13 protein-coding genes and 1 rRNA gene are annotated in these 15,634 nt (G+C 61.6%); 10 read left to right on the top strand and 4 right to left on the bottom strand.

Annotated elements, in window-relative coordinates; translation table 11 throughout:
- Positions 1-162 precede the first annotated feature (162 nt).
- Positions 163-277, top strand: a 5S ribosomal RNA gene (gene rrf, locus QUG01_RS18390).
- 77 nt (positions 278-354) lie between these two features.
- On the opposite strand, the gene QUG01_RS18395 is transcribed toward rrf, so the two are convergent.
- Complete coding sequence (locus QUG01_RS18395) at positions 355-1,290, bottom strand: LysR family transcriptional regulator (protein ID WP_500831348.1); 936 nt, start codon at positions 1,288-1,290, stop codon at positions 355-357.
- Between the two features lie 151 nt (positions 1,291-1,441).
- Here QUG01_RS18395 and QUG01_RS18400 point away from each other — a divergent pair, with 151 nt between their 5' ends.
- The 8 genes from QUG01_RS18400 (at position 1,442) to QUG01_RS18435 (ending at position 10,602) form a co-directional block, all read left to right on the top strand.
- Positions 1,442-1,966 carry a lipocalin-like domain-containing protein gene (locus QUG01_RS18400; protein ID WP_158248710.1) on the top strand — a complete coding sequence of 175 codons (525 nt, stop codon included), beginning with the start codon at positions 1,442-1,444 and terminating at the stop codon, positions 1,964-1,966.
- A 16-nt stretch (positions 1,967-1,982) separates the two neighbouring features.
- Positions 1,983-3,200 (top strand): multidrug effflux MFS transporter, encoded by a 1,218-nt coding sequence (locus tag QUG01_RS18405; RefSeq protein ID WP_500831349.1) that lies wholly within the window; start codon positions 1,983-1,985, stop codon positions 3,198-3,200.
- Between the two features lie 51 nt (positions 3,201-3,251).
- On the top strand, positions 3,252-4,058 hold the full coding sequence (locus QUG01_RS18410; protein ID WP_500831350.1) for an SDR family NAD(P)-dependent oxidoreductase: 807 nt from the start codon (positions 3,252-3,254) through the stop codon (positions 4,056-4,058).
- Between the two features lie 115 nt (positions 4,059-4,173).
- Positions 4,174-4,431 carry a hypothetical protein gene (locus tag QUG01_RS18415; RefSeq protein ID WP_500831351.1) on the top strand — a complete coding sequence of 86 codons (258 nt, stop codon included), beginning with the start codon at positions 4,174-4,176 and terminating at the stop codon, positions 4,429-4,431.
- 282 nt (positions 4,432-4,713) lie between these two features.
- Positions 4,714-8,307 (top strand): trifunctional transcriptional regulator/proline dehydrogenase/L-glutamate gamma-semialdehyde dehydrogenase, encoded by a 3,594-nt coding sequence (gene putA, locus QUG01_RS18420; protein ID WP_500831352.1) that lies wholly within the window; start codon positions 4,714-4,716, stop codon positions 8,305-8,307.
- A 132-nt stretch (positions 8,308-8,439) separates the two neighbouring features.
- A complete protein-coding gene (locus tag QUG01_RS18425; protein WP_500831353.1) occupies positions 8,440-9,663 on the top strand; it encodes a branched-chain amino acid ABC transporter substrate-binding protein in 1,224 nt (407 codons plus the stop codon).
- A gap of 108 nt (positions 9,664-9,771) precedes the next feature.
- Positions 9,772-10,128: a hypothetical protein gene (locus QUG01_RS18430; protein WP_500831354.1), complete on the top strand. Its 357-nt coding sequence runs from the start codon at positions 9,772-9,774 to the stop codon at positions 10,126-10,128.
- A gap of 114 nt (positions 10,129-10,242) precedes the next feature.
- Entirely contained in the window at positions 10,243-10,602 is a 360-nt protein-coding gene (locus QUG01_RS18435) for a cysteine-rich CWC family protein (protein ID WP_500831355.1), read from the top strand.
- A gap of 73 nt (positions 10,603-10,675) precedes the next feature.
- Here QUG01_RS18435 and bluB read toward each other — a convergent pair whose 3' ends face one another.
- Entirely contained in the window at positions 10,676-11,317 is a 642-nt protein-coding gene (gene bluB, locus QUG01_RS18440; RefSeq protein WP_500831356.1) for a 5,6-dimethylbenzimidazole synthase, read from the bottom strand.
- A 55-nt stretch (positions 11,318-11,372) separates the two neighbouring features.
- A complete protein-coding gene (locus QUG01_RS18445) occupies positions 11,373-12,266 on the bottom strand; it encodes a LysR family transcriptional regulator (RefSeq protein ID WP_043629020.1) in 894 nt (297 codons plus the stop codon).
- Between the two features lie 111 nt (positions 12,267-12,377).
- Here QUG01_RS18445 and metE point away from each other — a divergent pair, with 111 nt between their 5' ends.
- Positions 12,378-14,672, top strand: coding sequence for a 5-methyltetrahydropteroyltriglutamate--homocysteine S-methyltransferase (gene metE, locus QUG01_RS18450; protein ID WP_500831357.1), 2,295 nt, complete (start codon positions 12,378-12,380; stop codon positions 14,670-14,672).
- Between the two features lie 204 nt (positions 14,673-14,876).
- On the opposite strand, the gene QUG01_RS18455 is transcribed toward metE, so the two are convergent.
- Positions 14,877-15,617, bottom strand: a complete 741-nt coding sequence (locus tag QUG01_RS18455; protein ID WP_500831358.1) for a 3'(2'),5'-bisphosphate nucleotidase CysQ — start codon at positions 15,615-15,617, stop codon at positions 14,877-14,879.
- Positions 15,618-15,634 lie beyond the last annotated feature (17 nt).

Consider the following 15,634-nt stretch of genomic DNA (forward strand, 5'->3'; position numbering starts at 1 on the left):
AACAGGATCGTGAAACGCCTTAGCGCCGATGATAGTGTGGCATTCGCCATGTGAAAGTAGGACACCGCCAGACGCCCCATACGATAGCACCGAGTCCATAGGACTCGGTGTTGCGCTTCAGATGAAGCGCAACCAGAATTACGCGACAGCGTTCACGTTTTTTCTGGCGACCATAGCGAGATGGCTCCACGCCTTCCCATCCCGAACAGGACCGTGAAACATCTTAGCGCCGATGATAGTGTGGCATTCGCCATGTGAAAGTAGGACATCGCCAGATCCCATATAGAAAACCCCGGACAATGGTCCGGGGTTTTTGCATTCCTGCGCCGACATTCACTTTTTCTTGGTCGCGGCTCAAGCGGGGCAAGGCAGTGATGCGTATGGCATAAGCCAGCTTCCTGGGGTTTGCCAGATATCGGGTCCCTTTCCGGAAAGCACTTCATCAATCATGTCGATAACGGCCCGAACACGTGAGGTTTTATAGAGATCGGGCGGCACAACCAGCCATATCGGATAGGTTTTGTCGTGCCCGGGCCAGATCTGTTTCATGTCGCCGCCCCATGCGGCGACAAAATCCGGCAATTCGGCAATCCCGATGCCTGATGCGCAAGCGGATAGCATGCCCCATAAACTACTGAAGCGGGCTGCGATGGTCCCTTGGCTTATGGGTTCTCCGGATAGTTTTTCCATCTCTGCCCAGCCGGTATTGACCAGTGGCAGCAATAGTTCATGCCCCAAGAATTGAGTGCCGCGTAGCGGGGCTCCGCGGCGATCCAGGTAAGCCTGGCTGGCATACAAGTGTACGGATAGATCCGCCAGCTTGCGGACGATCAAATCGGGATTGTTGGGTTTGACGGTGCGGATGGCGATGTCGGCCTCGCGCCTTGTGAGGCTGATGAGTTCCTGCCCGGATACCAAGTTGCATTCAATCCGTGGGTGTCTGGAACGCAGATGCGTCATCGCCGGAATGACCAATGCCTGAGCAAGCGTATCCGTGGTGGCGATGCGTACGCGTCCGCAAGCGAGATTGTCCTGGCCTTGGGACTTGCTTTCCAACTTGAGTGCCGCCTGCTCCACTTGCATGGCTTCTGCAAGAATCTCTTCAGCCAGCGGCGTTGGGGTATAGCCTGAGGAGCCTCTTAGAAACAACCGGGATCCCAGGCTGCTTTCCAGGGCGGCGAGCCTTCTGCCAACGGTGGCCTGGTCCACAGCCAGTAACCTGGCGGCTGCGCTTAAGGTGCCGTTGCGGTAGATGGCTAGGAAAAAGCGAACATCATTCCAATTCATCATTGAACCTTATGCAAGCTATGCAAATTTGCATGTCACTTATGCAGAGCTGAGGCTTTCTTTGAAAATCCATTTTGAATATTATTCCTCCTCGAACGATTATATATGCAATCCGACTGTTTGGATTGATTTATCAAGACTAGGAATGGATGAAATGTCGAATTTGCTGATCGTGGGCAGCTGGGAGCTGCAGTCCTATTTCAAACGCGATGACGATGGGAGACTTGAGTACCCCATGGGGGAGCATCCTAGCGGTTTGATTATGTACTCGCAGGATGGTCACATGTCTGTACAGATCATGGTGGCAAACCGGCCGCGTTTTCAATCGGATCAACTGCATGAAAAGACCGAGTATGAGATCGGGCAAGCGGCGCGAGGATATTTTGCCTATTCGGGTTTGTACGAGATTGAGGTCCTGGACGAGGCGGAGGCTGGAGATGACAAGGTGGTCCGCGGGTTGATCACCCACCATATGGTTAACAGCCTATTCCCGAACTGGGAAGGGCGCTCGCTGATCCGGCAAATGCGCCTTCAAGATGATCTGCTCGAATTAAGCACATGCCAAGCTGGCATGTACAAGGGTCGCATGATGACGACACATCTGGTATGGCGGCGCAATCAGTATAAGCATGCTTTGCATCAGCTTGCCGGCCAGTCATTTGAATTGATCAATGCCTGACGGTGAGAGTCGAATCATGAAAAAAACCTTGAATCATCCCCTCCTGATGATGCTATTGATTGTGGCGTTGGCTCCTATCGGTCAAATGGCAATCGATATCTATGTGACTGCATTGCCGGAGATGCGGAGCGCTTTTCAGGTAAGCCAGCAAAGCATACAACTGAGCGTGACGGCGTATTTGGTCAGCTTCGCATGCGGGCAGCTGTTCTACGGGCCGATTGCCGATGCCTACGGGCGCAAGACGGCTTTGCTGGCCGGGCTGGGCCTGTACATGATTGGCAGTCTGATTATTTTGCAGACACATGAATTTTCATTGTTCCTTGCCGCCCGGGTGATACAGGGGCTTGGCATCGCATCCGCTTCGGTTGTGATGAAAGCGATTGCGCCGGATAACTTTTCCGGTCAGAAGCTGGCGCATGTGATGACCTATATGGTCATCGGCTGGGGAATGGGACCGATTGTCGCCCCTGTGATTGGAGCGCAATTGCAGAAGCATTTCGGCTGGGAGTCCTGCCTGTATTTTCTGTTCGCTTACGGTGTATTGCTCTGCGGTTTGACCGTGTTCGGTTACAAAGAGTCATTGAAAACGCCGGTGCCGCTGCGGCCGCGAGTGATTTTGCAAAATATTGGCGCCATTTTCCGCAGCAAGGAATTTCATCTGAACTTCCTGACCATGGGATTGTGCTATGGCGTATTGCTGACATTTAATTTGTGCGCGCCCTTCATGGTGCAGGATGTGTTGCATCAGTCGCCGGTTTTCTTTGGGAATATTGCGCTGGCCATGGGGCTGACCTATTTTGCCGGAGTTTTCAGCAATCGTATCATCGCGGGTCGCATACGCGCTGCCGTGTTGTGCAAAACGGCCTCTATCATCAATTTGGCTTGCGCCGCCGTGATGCTTTTCCTTGCCAATCGCTATGGCCTGACCTTGTCGGCATTGGTTGTGCCGCCATTGATCATCACCTTTTTTGCCGGGGTGATCTTCCCGAATCTGATGGCGCGCAGCGTGGCGTTGTTTCCGCAAGTTGCCGGACTGGCCAGTTCGCTGCTGGGATTCTCTTTCACCATCTGCGCCGGGCTGATTATGTATGTTTCCAGCTTATTGCGCGTGGATGTGCTGACCCCGCTGGCCTCCTTGTATGTCGTCGTGACGGCGCTCAGCCTGTTGATGATTTTCCATCTATACGCGACCGGTACCCAGGCACCTGCGCAAGCCGTGCCGGAAGTCCACTGATCGTTTGCCGCGGCGCAATGGCGCGCCGCGGACTTTTATCAGAAAACAATCATGACCATACTCATTACTGGCGCAAGCTCCGGAATTGGCGCCGCCTGCGCCCGCAAGTTCGCTGAGGAAGGGCACTCGCTGATATTGCTGGCGCGTCGGCAGGAGCGTTTGCAAGCGTTGAAGAAGTTTTTGAACGTGCCGGTTCATCTGATTTGCCAGGACGTGGCGGATGCCTCGATGCTGAGTCGCGAGCTGTCCAACTTGCCTGAACGGTTTCAGGGCATCGATGTTCTGATCAATTGCGCCGGCGTGACGCTGGGCGATAGCGCGCCGCATCTGAGCGATCTCGATCATTGGCAACGCATGGTGGATACCAATGTCAACGGACTCATTGCCTGCACGCGCCTCGTTTTGCCCGGCATGGTGCAGCGTAATCGAGGCCTGATCATCAATATCGGTTCGACGGCAGGCAGTTATCCGCGTCCGGGCAATGCGATTTACTGCGCCAGCAAAGCATTTTCCAAACAATTTTCTCTGGCGCTGCGCGCGGACTTGGCAGGCAGCGCTATCCGGGTGACGTCGATTGAGCCGGGTACGGTGAAGGATACCGAACTGGCGCTTGGAAGACTGGACGGGGATGTGGAGGCCTTGCGGCGGCAACAGATGCCTTACGATTACCTGTTGCCGCGAGACGTGGCGGAGACCGCCTGGTGGATCAGCCGCCTGCCGGGGCGGGTCAACATCAACAGGGTCGATATGATGGCGACTTGCCAGACGTTTTCCCACCTTAGCAATAACAAAACTTTGTGGTCCTCCCCCTTGCCCATCGGGCAGGATTTATCCGATCTGGAAATGATGTTTGCCTGATTTTCAGCCCTCCTAAAAAGCTCATCCCCTTATCTGCTGCTGCCCGCGTCCATTCCGCCAGTTCCAGCATGGCGCCGATGACCGCGCTTGGCGGCAGATAGTCCTCGACAAGGCCGTGCGCGTCCGCGCAAGTTTTGCAGATTTTGACCATGGCGCTCTTGCCCAGAATTTCCGCCAGTATTTCACCCAGGGAAGGATCGGTTCGCTGCTTTGCCGACGCATGGCTGCGGTCACGGCGTTCGACCATGGCAACCGTTTGACGCAGGCTGCAGCAAGGGGCTTGCTGATAGCCAAGGACGGGCTCAATGTCGAAAGCGCGCGCTCGCTGCTGTCAAAACTGGAGCCTGTGACAAGCAGAACATTTCACATGTGATTGTCCTGATTGTGGAAGGATTTGATCCCGCTTGACTAGCTATGGCAAAGAATCCGGAAGGCGCGGATTGCATGGGGTTTTTGCTGTGTCTATCTTGCTAGAGTGAGTGCTTGCAAGCTAAAGAATATTTTATATTGTCCAACAACTTTTATTGCAGTTGTATACAATAGTCCGATTGCCTGGAGCCTGGGGAGCGCCTGGCGGAGAGGTCTTTCGAGGAGCCGCTCAGCACTCGTTAACAGCCCCTGGTCCGGGACAGCAAAAACAATATCGGAGAAGCCCATGCAGTTTGAATCTTTTGCTCATCAGCAGTCTACCCTGCGCGATGCGATCACCGCCGCTTACCGGCGCGACGAGCGCGAGTGCGTGCAAGCCTTGCTTGCGCAGGCGGCGATGAGTCCCGAGCAGATCGCCGCGGTGCAGCAGTTGGCGCGCCGCCTGGTGACGGAGGTGCGCCGTGAGCGCACCCGTGCCAGCGGCGTGGACGCGCTGATGCACGAGTTCTCGCTGGACAGCAGCGAAGGCATCGCCCTGATGTGTCTGGCGGAGGCGCTGCTGCGCATCCCGGACCGCGAGACGGCAGACAAGCTGATCCGCGACAAGATTTCCCGCGGCGACTGGAAAGCCCACCTGGGCAACAGCGCGTCGCTGTTCGTCAATGCCGCAGCCTGGGGCTTGTTGGTGACCGGCAAGCTGGTTTCCTCCCATAGCGCTTCCGGCCTGTCGGCCGCGATGACCCGGCTGATCGCCAAGGGCGGCGAGCCGCTGATCCGCAAGGGCGTGGACATGGCCATGCGCATGCTGGGCAAGCAGTTCGTCACCGGCGAAACCATTGAAGAAGCGCTGGCCAATGGCCGGGAGCGCGAAGCGCGCGGCTACCGCTTCAGCTACGACATGCTGGGCGAGGCGGCGATGACCGAGGCCGACGCGCAGCGCTATCTGAATGACTATGTCACCGCCATCCACGCCATAGGCAAGGAGTCGAACGGCCGCGGCATTTACGATGGCCCGGGCATCTCGGTGAAACTGTCCGCCATCCACCCGCGCTACAGCCGCCTCAAGCATGAGCGGATGATGGCGGAGCTGCTCCCGCGCCTGAAGGCGCTGTTCCTGCTGGCCAAACAATACAACATCGGCCTCAATATCGACGCCGAGGAAGCCGACCGTCTGGAAATCTCTATGGACTTGGTGGAGGCGTTGGCCAATGATCCGGATCTGAACGGCTTCGAGGGCATCGGCATCGTGGTGCAGGCTTACCAGAAGCGCTGTCCCTTCGTCATCGATTTTCTGATCGATCTGGCGCGCCGCAGCGGCCACCGCTTCATGGTGCGCCTGGTCAAGGGCGCCTATTGGGACGCCGAGGTGAAGCGAGCCCAGGTGGATGGCATGCCGGGCTATCCAGTCTATACCCGCAAGGTGTATACCGACGTGTCGTATCTCGCTTGCGCCAAGAAGCTGCTGGCCGCCCAGGACGCCATCTACCCGCAGTTCGCCACCCACAATGCCTACAGTCTGTCGGCCATCTACAATCTGGCGGCGGGCAAGGATTATGAATTCCAGTGCCTGCACGGCATGGGCGAGACGCTGTATGACCAAGTCGTCGGCAAAGACAAGCTGGGCAAGGCCTGCCGCATCTACGCGCCGGTGGGTTCGCACGAGACGCTGCTGGCTTATCTGGTGCGCCGCCTGCTGGAAAACGGCGCCAACTCGTCTTTCGTCAACCGCATCGTCGACGAGGGCGTCTCCATTGATGAGCTGGTGACCGACCCGGTAGCCGAAGCCGCCGCTTTCGCCGGCCAGCCGCACAGCAAGATTCCGCTGCCGCTTGAGCTCTACGGCCATGGACGCCGCAATTCCAAGGGGTTGGACCTGTCCAGCGAGCATGTGCTGAACACCTTGCAACTGGGGCTGCAGGCAGCCGAGCAGCAACGCTGGGCCGCCTTCCCCATGCTGGGCGACGGCGATGTCACTGACGGCGAGCTGCTGGCCGTGCGCAACCCCGCCGACCACAGCGACGTGGTAGGCAAAGTGCTGGAAGCCAGCGCAGACGATGTCGAGCGCGCGCTGCAACAGTCGGCCGATTTTGCCGCCAGCTGGGCGGCTACGCCGGCAGCCGAGCGCGCCGCCTGCCTGAACCGCATGGCGGACTTGATGGAAGCGAATATGCCGGCGCTGATGGCGCTGGCTGTGCGCGAGGCAGGCAAGACCTTGAACAACGCCATCGCCGAAGTGCGCGAGGCGGTGGACTTCTGCCGCTATTACGCGGCGCAGATCGTGTCCGAGTTTGACAACGCCACGCACCTGCCGCTGGGCCCGGTGGTGTGCATCAGCCCGTGGAATTTCCCGCTCGCCATTTTCATCGGTGAAGTAGCGGCTTCCTTGGCCGCCGGCAATACCGTGCTGGCCAAGCCGGCCGAGCAAACCAGCCTGATCGCCGCCTACGCCGTGCGTTTGCTGCACGAGGCCGGGGTGCCGCGCGCGGCCCTGCAGTTCCTGCCGGGCCGCGGCGAAGTGGTGGGCGCGGCGCTGACCGGCGACGCGCGCATCCAGGGTGTGATCTTCACCGGCTCCACCGAGGTGGCGCAGATCATTAACCGCACGCTGGCCAAGCGCAGCGACGACACCGTGCTGGTGGCGGAAACCGGCGGCATGAACGCGATGATCGTCGACAGCTCGGCGCTGCCGGAACAGGTGGTGACCGACGTGCTGAGCTCGGCCTTCGATTCCGCCGGCCAGCGCTGCTCGGCGTTGCGCGTGCTGTATCTGCAAAACGACATCGCCGACAAAGTCATCAAGATGATCAAGGGCGCGATGGACGAGCTGACCGTCGGCAATCCTGCCAAACTGACCACCGATGTCGGTCCGGTGATCGACGCCGAAGCGCAGGCTGGCTTGCTGGCTCACATTGAGCGCATGAAACAGTCCGCGCGCGCTGTGCATCAGACCAAGCTGACGGCGGACTGCGAGCGCGGAACCTATGTGGCGCCGACGCTGTTCGAGATCGACAACCTGGCCGAGCTGAAGCGCGAGGTGTTCGGCCCGGTGCTGCATGTGCTGCGCTTCGCCGCTTCCGATCTGGACAAGGTGGTGGCCGAAATCAACGCCACCGGCTATGGCCTGACCCATGGCATACACAGCCGCATCGACGAAACCATCGCCGACATCTGCGGCAAGATCAAGGTGGGCAACATCTACGTCAACCGCAACATCGTCGGCGCAGTGGTGGGCGTGCAGCCGTTTGGCGGAGAAGGCAAGTCCGGCACCGGTCCCAAGGCAGGCGGTCCTTACTATCTGTATCGCCTGACGCGCGCCGACTGGCAGCCCAAGCTGAATGCTCAGGCAGAGGCAGCGGATCTGCCTGCGCTGGACGCGCTGGCCTCCGTCGCCAAGGCGCAGGGCCTGGCGCTGGACGGCGTGATCGCCGCCGCGCGCAAGGACAGCCCGCTGTCGCATAGCGTGGCCTTGCCCGGTCCGACCGGCGAGAACAATATCCTGTCCTTTGCCGGCCGCGGCTGGGTTGGCTGCGTGGCGGATGACGTCCAGGCCTTGGCCGAACAACTGGCCGCCGCGTTTGCCGCAGGGAACCGCGCCGTGCTGGCGGACAATGAGGCAGGACGCAAGCTCGCGCGCGCCCTGAACGGCTATGCTGAAGTGGCTGCCGATGTGCTGGCCGCCGATGTGTCCGCCGTGCTGTTTGCCGGCAGCGGCGCGGAAGAGGCCCGCCGCAAGCTGGCCGCGCGCGACGGCGCCCTGGTGCCGCTGATCCTGCGCGGCGAGGGCGGCTACAATATCCACCGGCTAGTGGTCGAGCGCGCCTTGAGCGTCAATACCACGGCGGCCGGCGGCAATGCCAGCCTGATGAGCATGACTGAATAAGAACTTGCCAGGCTCTGGCCGCGTTGGAATAATGCGGCCAGAGTTTTTACTTTATAAAGAGCAAGTACGGATCCGGCTTTGGCCGGTTATATCGACGCAAGCAGTAGAAGCAAGAGAAGAGGAACGAGAGAGATGCAAGCATCCAAGCTGTCCACCCTGACGCTGGCGGTTGCCGCCGCTGTTGCGCTGTCCGCCTGCGGCAAGAAGGAAGAGGCCGCGCCTGCCGGAGCCGCCTCCGCGCCCGCCGCGGCCAGCGCCGGCAACGTGATCAAGATCGGTTTCGCCGCGCCGCTCACCGGCCCGCAATCGCACTATGGCGAGGAATACAAGAACGGCGTGACGCTGGCCATAGAAGACGCCAACGCCGAGAAGCCGACCATTGCCGGCAAGCTGGTGACGTTTGAACTCGACGCGCAGGACGATCAGGCTGATCCGAAAACCGCCACCCAGCTGGCGCAGAAGTTCGTCGACGACAAGGTGGCCGGCATCGTCGGCCACTTCAACTCCGGCACTTCCATCCCGGCCTCCAAGATCTATTCCGACGCCGGCATCCCGATGATCGCGATGGCTACCTCGCCGGTATTTACCTCGCAAGGCTTCAAGAACACCTTCCGTTCCATGACGTCCGACACCCAGCAGGGCGGCGTGATGGGCAAGTTCGCGGTGGAGAAGCTCCACGCCAAGAAGATCGTCATCGTCGACGACCGCACCGCCTACGGCCAGGGCCTGGCCGACGAATTCGAGAAGTCGGCGCGCGCCGCCGGCGGCGACGTGGTGAAGCGCGAATTCACCAATGACAAGGCCACCGACTTCACCGCCATCCTGACCTCCATCAAGGGCGCGAATCCGGACGTGGTGTTCTACGGCGGCGCCGACGCGCAGTCCGCGCCCATGGTCAAGCAGATGAAGCGCCTGGGCCTGAAGGCGCCGCTGATTTCCGGCGAAATGACCAAGACCCCGACCTTCCTGCAACTGGCGGGCAAGGAAGCCGACGGCACCATCGCCTCGCTGGCAGGTTTGCCGCTGGAGCAGATGCCGGGCGGCAAGGACTACGAAACCCGCTACAAGGCGCGCTTCAAGGCCGATGTGGCGACTTACTCGCCGTACGGCTACGACGCGGCGCGCACGCTGATCCAAGCGATGGAGCAGGCTAATTCGGCCGACCCCAAAGTCTACCTGCCGGTGCTTGCCAAGATCACCCACCAGGGCGTGACTTCCAGCAACTGGACCTATGACGAGAAGGGCGATCTGAAAGACGGCGGCATCACGGTGTACAAGGTCGAAAACGGCCAATGGAAAGTGATGGAAACCGTCGGCGGCGGCGCGGCAGCCAAGGATGCCTCGGCGGCCAAGTAAGCAGGTTTGAGGGTAAAGAAAGCGGCGCGATTTTCGCGCCGTTTTTCATGCGAGCCATTAATGACAATGTTATTATTTTGATCGTTAAAATCGAACCAGAGGTACGCCATGAATCGCAATCTGTTGATCGCCGGCGGCTTGAGCCTGCTGGCCAGCCTGTTGCATCTTGCCTGCATTATCGGCGGACCGGCTTGGTATCTCTTTTTCGGCGCACCGCCGGATCTGGCCGCGGCAGCCGGAAGGGGCGAGTGGTGGCCGGCGCTGGTGACGCTGGGCATCGCCGCCATTCTGGCCATTTGGGCGCTGTATGCGTTTTCCGGCGCGGGTTGCTTGAGACGATTGCCTTTGCTCAAACCAGCCTTGCTCATCATCACGGCCATCTATCTCTTGCGCGGCCTGGTCTTGCTGCCCATCTGGCTGTGGCGGCCGGAGGCGGTCAATGCTTCGCCGTCTGGAGCTCGCTGATTTGCCTCGGCTATGGGCTGTTCCACGCCGCGGGGCTGAGCCAGCGCTGGCGGCAGCTGGCCTGATCCGCGCCGACGCGTTACCATCCCGGCAGTCATTGCTGGAATTCGAGGTGTGGTTTTGGAGCAGTCAGACAAGGCGGTGCCGTCCCCCTGCATAGGCGTCTGCCGCGTGGACGAGAGCGGGCTGGTGTGCGCAGGTTGCCATCGCACGCTGGACGAAATCGCCGCTTGGTCCGGTTATCGCGCGGAACAGAAGGAACAGGTGTGGCGGAGGCTGCTGGCTTTGCCGCTGCCGGTGCTGCGCAAGACCTGCGCGCGTTGCGGCTGCGGTTTTACTTGCGGCGCGGGCGGGGAGCAAGGCGGCTGCTGGTGCGCGGACCTGCCGCGCGGCTTGTCGCCCATGGCGGCCGATAGCGATTGCCTGTGCCCGGCGTGTCTACAGAAACAGCTGGCGCAGGGCGCGCCGCGATAAACCCGCGCTTCACGCATGCTGGCTGGTGCGGTTTGCCTCTATTCTTGGCGAAATCCGGCCTGGATCGTCTTGATCAGGCGCCTGGCCAGCGCTCATCGTAGACCAGATCCGCCAGATTCTGCCGGCTGGCCCAGTTTTCCTGCTCCAGCATAGGGCGCTCGTAAAACGCTTCGACGTGGCCGATGCACAGTATCGCCACCGGCCGCGCCCCGTCCGGCATGCCCAGCAGCGCGGACAACTTGGCCGGATCGAAGATCGACACCCAGCCCAGCCCCAAGCCCTCGGCCCGCGCCGCCAGCCACATGTTCTGGATGGCGCAGGCCACCGAGGCCAAGTCCATCTCCGGCAGGGTGCGGCGGCCAAAGACATGCCGCTCGCGGCCGTCCATCAGCGCGGCCACCAGCACTTCGCCGCAATCGAGCAGGCCCTCCACCTTCAGCTTCATGAACGCGTCCTCGCGCTCGCCCAGCGCGCGGGCGGTCTGTATCCGCTCCTCCTCCACCAGCGCGTGCATCCGGCGGCGCAATTCAAGGCTGCGGATGCGGATGAAGCGCCATGGCTGCATGAAGCCTACGCTGGGCGCGAAATGGGCTGCGGCCAGCAGTCGCTGCATGATGTCGGGATCGACCGGTTCCGGCTTGAAGTGGCGCATGTCGCGGCGCTCGCGGATGGCGCGGTAGACGGCGTCGATGTCGGCTTGCGGGTAACGTTTCATGGTTGGGCAACCTTGCTGTGAGGGCGGTGCAATAGCGCGGGAACAGCCGCGGGGTTTACCTGCGATCCCCGCGCGCAAGTTGGACAAAGGCGCTGAGGTAGTCGATGTCGGCGTCCGTTTCGCGGATGCCCAGGAAAATCTGCTTGGCGATGCCATGCTCCCCCAGTTTGACCGCGGCAATGTCCAGCTTGGCGGCGTACTCGTCCACCAGCCAGCGCGGCAGGGCCGCCACGCCGCGGCCGCTGGCCACCATTTGCAGCATGATGTCGGTGGTTTCTATCGGCTTGTGCCGTTTGGGCTGGATGCCGGCCGGCATCAGGAACTGGGTATAGACGTCCAGCCGGTCGATGCTCACAGGGTAGGTGATCAGCGTTTCCTCCACCAGTTGTTCCGCTTGCGCGTGCGGCGCATGGCGCAAGGGATGTCCTGGCCCCACCACCAGCACTTGCTCGTAATCGAATACCGGCTCGAAGCGCAGCCCTGGTTTGTAGAGCGGGTCCGGGGTGACCAGCATGTCTATCTCGTAACCGAACAGCGCGCCGATGCCGCCGAACTGGAATTTCTGCTTCACGTCCACATCGACCATGGGCCAGGCCGCCAGATAGGGCGACACGATTTTCAGCAGCCACTGGTAGCAGGGGTGGCATTCCATGCCGATGCGCAGGGCGCCGCTTTCGCCGCGGGCGAATTGTCTGATGCGCTCTTCGGCGTGGTTCAGCTGCGGCAGCAGCCGGTTGGCTACCGCCAGCAGATATTCCCCGGCCTGGGTTGGCTGCAGGCTGCGTCCCTCGCGGCGCCAGATCGCCACGCCCAATTGGTCTTCGAGTTTGCGCATGGTGTGGCTCAGGGCGGACTGGGTCAGGTGCAGCTGTTCCGCCGCCGCGGTCAGCGAACCGTGCTGGTCTACTGCGCGGATGATTGCCAGATGGATGCGTTCAAGCGTGGCCATGCGCTCACTCCATGAATGGTTTTCATTGATTGATGAAACAATACCATTTTTCTTCATGCATTGGCCGCTCTACGATGTTTCTACTTTTGGTTATTAAGAAAAGGAGAAATCGTGGCATTTACGCATAACCTGGGATTCCCCCGCATCGGCGCCAAGCGCGAACTGAAGTTCGCCCTCGAATCGTATTGGAAAGGCCAAAGCACTCGCGACGAGTTGCAGTCGGTCGGCGCCGCGCTGCGCCGTCGCCACTGGCAGGAGCAGTCGGAGCTGGATTGGGCGCCGGTCGGCGATTTCTCCTTTTACGACCAAGTGCTCGACATGAGCTTTGCGCTGGGCAATCTGCCCGAGCGCGTGCGCGATTTCCATGGCGACGCGCTGGACAATTACTTCCGCGTGGCGCGCGGCCGCTCGGCCCAATCGGCGGAAGAACATGCCCATTGCTGCGGCGGCGTGGCGGCTGGCGAGATGACCAAATGGTTCGATACCAACTATCACTACATCGTTCCTGAATTCAGCGCGGCGACGACCTTCCAGCTGGATGCCTCGCGCCTGCTGGCGCAGTTGGCCGAGGCCAAGGCGCAGGGCGTCCGCGCCAAGCCGGTGATCATCGGCCCGGTCACCTATCTGGCCTTGGGCAAGGCCAAGGATGGCTCCGACAAGCTGGCGCTGCTCTCGCGCCTGCTACCGGCGTATGTCCAGCTGCTGGACGCCTTGGCGGCGGAGGGCGCGGAATGGGTGCAGATAGACGAGCCGATTCTGGCGACCGAGCTGGATGCCGGCTGGCGGCAGGCGTTCGCCACGGCTTATCAGGCGCTGGGCACCGGCAAGCCCAAGCTGCTATTGGCGAGTTACTTCGGCCAGCTGCAGGACAATCTGCCGCTGCTCGCCGCGCTGCCGGTGCACGGCGCGCATCTTGATGCCGTCCATGCCCGCCATGAAGTGGAGGCATTGGCCGCGCAATGGCCGGCCGACCGCGTGCTGTCCGTCGGCGTGATCAATGGCCGCAATATCTGGAAAACCGATCTGAACGCGGCGCTGGATTGGCTGGAGCCGCTGTCGAAAGCGCTGGGCGATCGCTTGTGGCTGGCTCCATCGTGCTCCTTGCTGCATGTGCCGGTGGATTTGCATAGCGAGCAGAAGCTGGATGCCGAGATTCAATCCTGGCTGGCCTTCGCCAAGCAAAAGCTGGAAGAGCTGCGCGTGCTGGCCACGGCGTTGAACCAGGGCCGCGCGGCGGTGGCCGAGGCGCTGGCGGCCAACCGCGCCGCCATCGATGCCCGCCGCCGGTCGCCGCGCGTCAACAATCCGGCGGTGAAGGCCGCCGTCGCCAAGATAGACGCGCAGTTGGGCCGTCGCCGCAGCGGCTACGCGCAACGCGCCGCCTTGCAGGCCGCGCGATTGCAGCTGCCGGCCTATCCCACCACCACCATAGGCTCTTTTCCGCAGACCGCGGCCATCCGCCAGGCGCGCAGCCAGTTCAAGGCCGGGGAAATCGACGAGGCGGCCTACATCGCTGCGATGCGCGCCGAGATCGAACACAGCGTGCGCGAGCAAGAGGCGCTGGGCCTGGATGTGCTGGTGCATGGCGAGGCCGAGCGCAACGATATGGTGGAATACTTTGGCGAGCAGCTGGATGGCTACGCGTTCAGCCAGTTCGGCTGGGTGCAGTCCTATGGTTCGCGTTGCGTGAAGCCGCCGATTCTATACGGCGACATCAGCCGTCCCAAGGCCATGACCGTGCAATGGATCCGCTATGCGCAGTCGCTGACGCAAAAGCCGATGAAGGGCATGCTGACCGGCCCGGTGACCATCCTGAACTGGTCTTTCGTGCGCGACGACCAGCCGCGCGCGGTTTCGTGCTATCAGCTGGCGCTGGCCATCCGCGAAGAGGTTTTGGATCTGGAAAAGGCCGGCGTGCGGGTGATTCAGATCGACGAGGCGGCCCTGCGCGAAGGCTTGCCGCTGCGCAAGACGCAATGGCAAGAGTATCTGGCATGGGCGGTGGAGTCGTTCCGCATCGCCGCCAACGGCGTGGGCGATGAAACGCAGATCCACACCCATATGTGCTATTCGGAGTTCAACGACATCATTGCCTCGATCGCCGACATGGACGCAGACGTGATCACCATCGAGACCTCGCGTTCCGACATGGAGCTGCTCGACGCCTTCGACGATTTCAATTATCCCAATGAGATCGGCCCCGGCGTCTACGACATCCATTCGCCGAACATCCCCAGCGAGGCGCATATCGTCCAGCTGATGCAAAAAGCGGCCGAGCGCATACCGGCTGAGCGTTTGTGGGTGAATCCGGATTGCGGCCTGAAGACGCGACAGTGGAGCGAGGTGATTCCGGCCTTGCGCAATATGGTCGCCGCGGCGAAGCAGCTGCGCGCCGCGCGGGCTTAAGCGCAGACGCTGCGCGGCCCCGGTGGCGGCCCATGCTGGCCGTGGCCGGGGCGTTTATCGTCTTGCTTTCTGGCGGCAGAGCCCTTGGCCGCTCCCGCCATGGTGGCGACCTGGATGAGAGGCCGCGCCAGCGCCAAAACCATCATGATCCAGGGCGCGACGTCCGATGCCGGCAAGAGCGCGCTGGCCACCGGCTGATGCCTGCTATTGTTCCGCCGCTATCGCCCCCAGCAGCGGCTGCGCCCACTCCGGCCGGCAGATCAGCAGGTCCGGCATGCTCGGTTCGGCCTGATTGTAGCGGCAGGGGCTGCCGTCTATGCGCGAGGCGTGCAGGCCGGCGGCCAGCGCCACGCCGACCGGCGCGCAGGTGTCCCATTCGTTCATGCCGCCGCTGTGCAGATAGGCGTGGGCCTCGCCGCGCAGCACCGCCATCGCCTTGGCGCCGGCCGACCCCATCGGCACCAGTTCGGCGTCCAGCCTGGCGGCGACCCGCGCCGCCAGTTCCGGCGGCCGGCTGCGGCTGACTAGTATTTTCAGTTTGCCGGAAGGCGCGGGGGCCAGTTCCGGGGGCGCTGCGGTGCTGTACAGCAGATGCGATGCCGGCAGCGCCACGGCGCAGGCGGTGGGCACGCCGCCCTCGGTCAACGCGACATGCACCGCCCAGTCGTCGCGGCCGCGTTCGCAGTATTCGCGGGTGCCGTCCAGCGGGTCGATGATCCAGACGCGGTGCTTCGACAGGCGGGTGGGATCGGGCGCGGATTCTTCCGACAGAAAACCGTCTTCCGGCCGGGCGGCTTGCAGCAGGTCCAGGATCAGCTCGTTGGCGTTGGCGTCCGCCAGCGCGCCCAGCTGCTGCGGACTATTCACGCTGCCGTGTCGCAGATGGTTCAGCAGTTCCGCCGCGTGGGCGGCGGTGATGGCTGTCAGCCTGTGGTCGTCGGGCATGGCGCTGGCCTGGCAAA

The sequence above is a fragment of the Chromobacterium sp. CCUG 76385 genome, assembly GCF_059916625.1.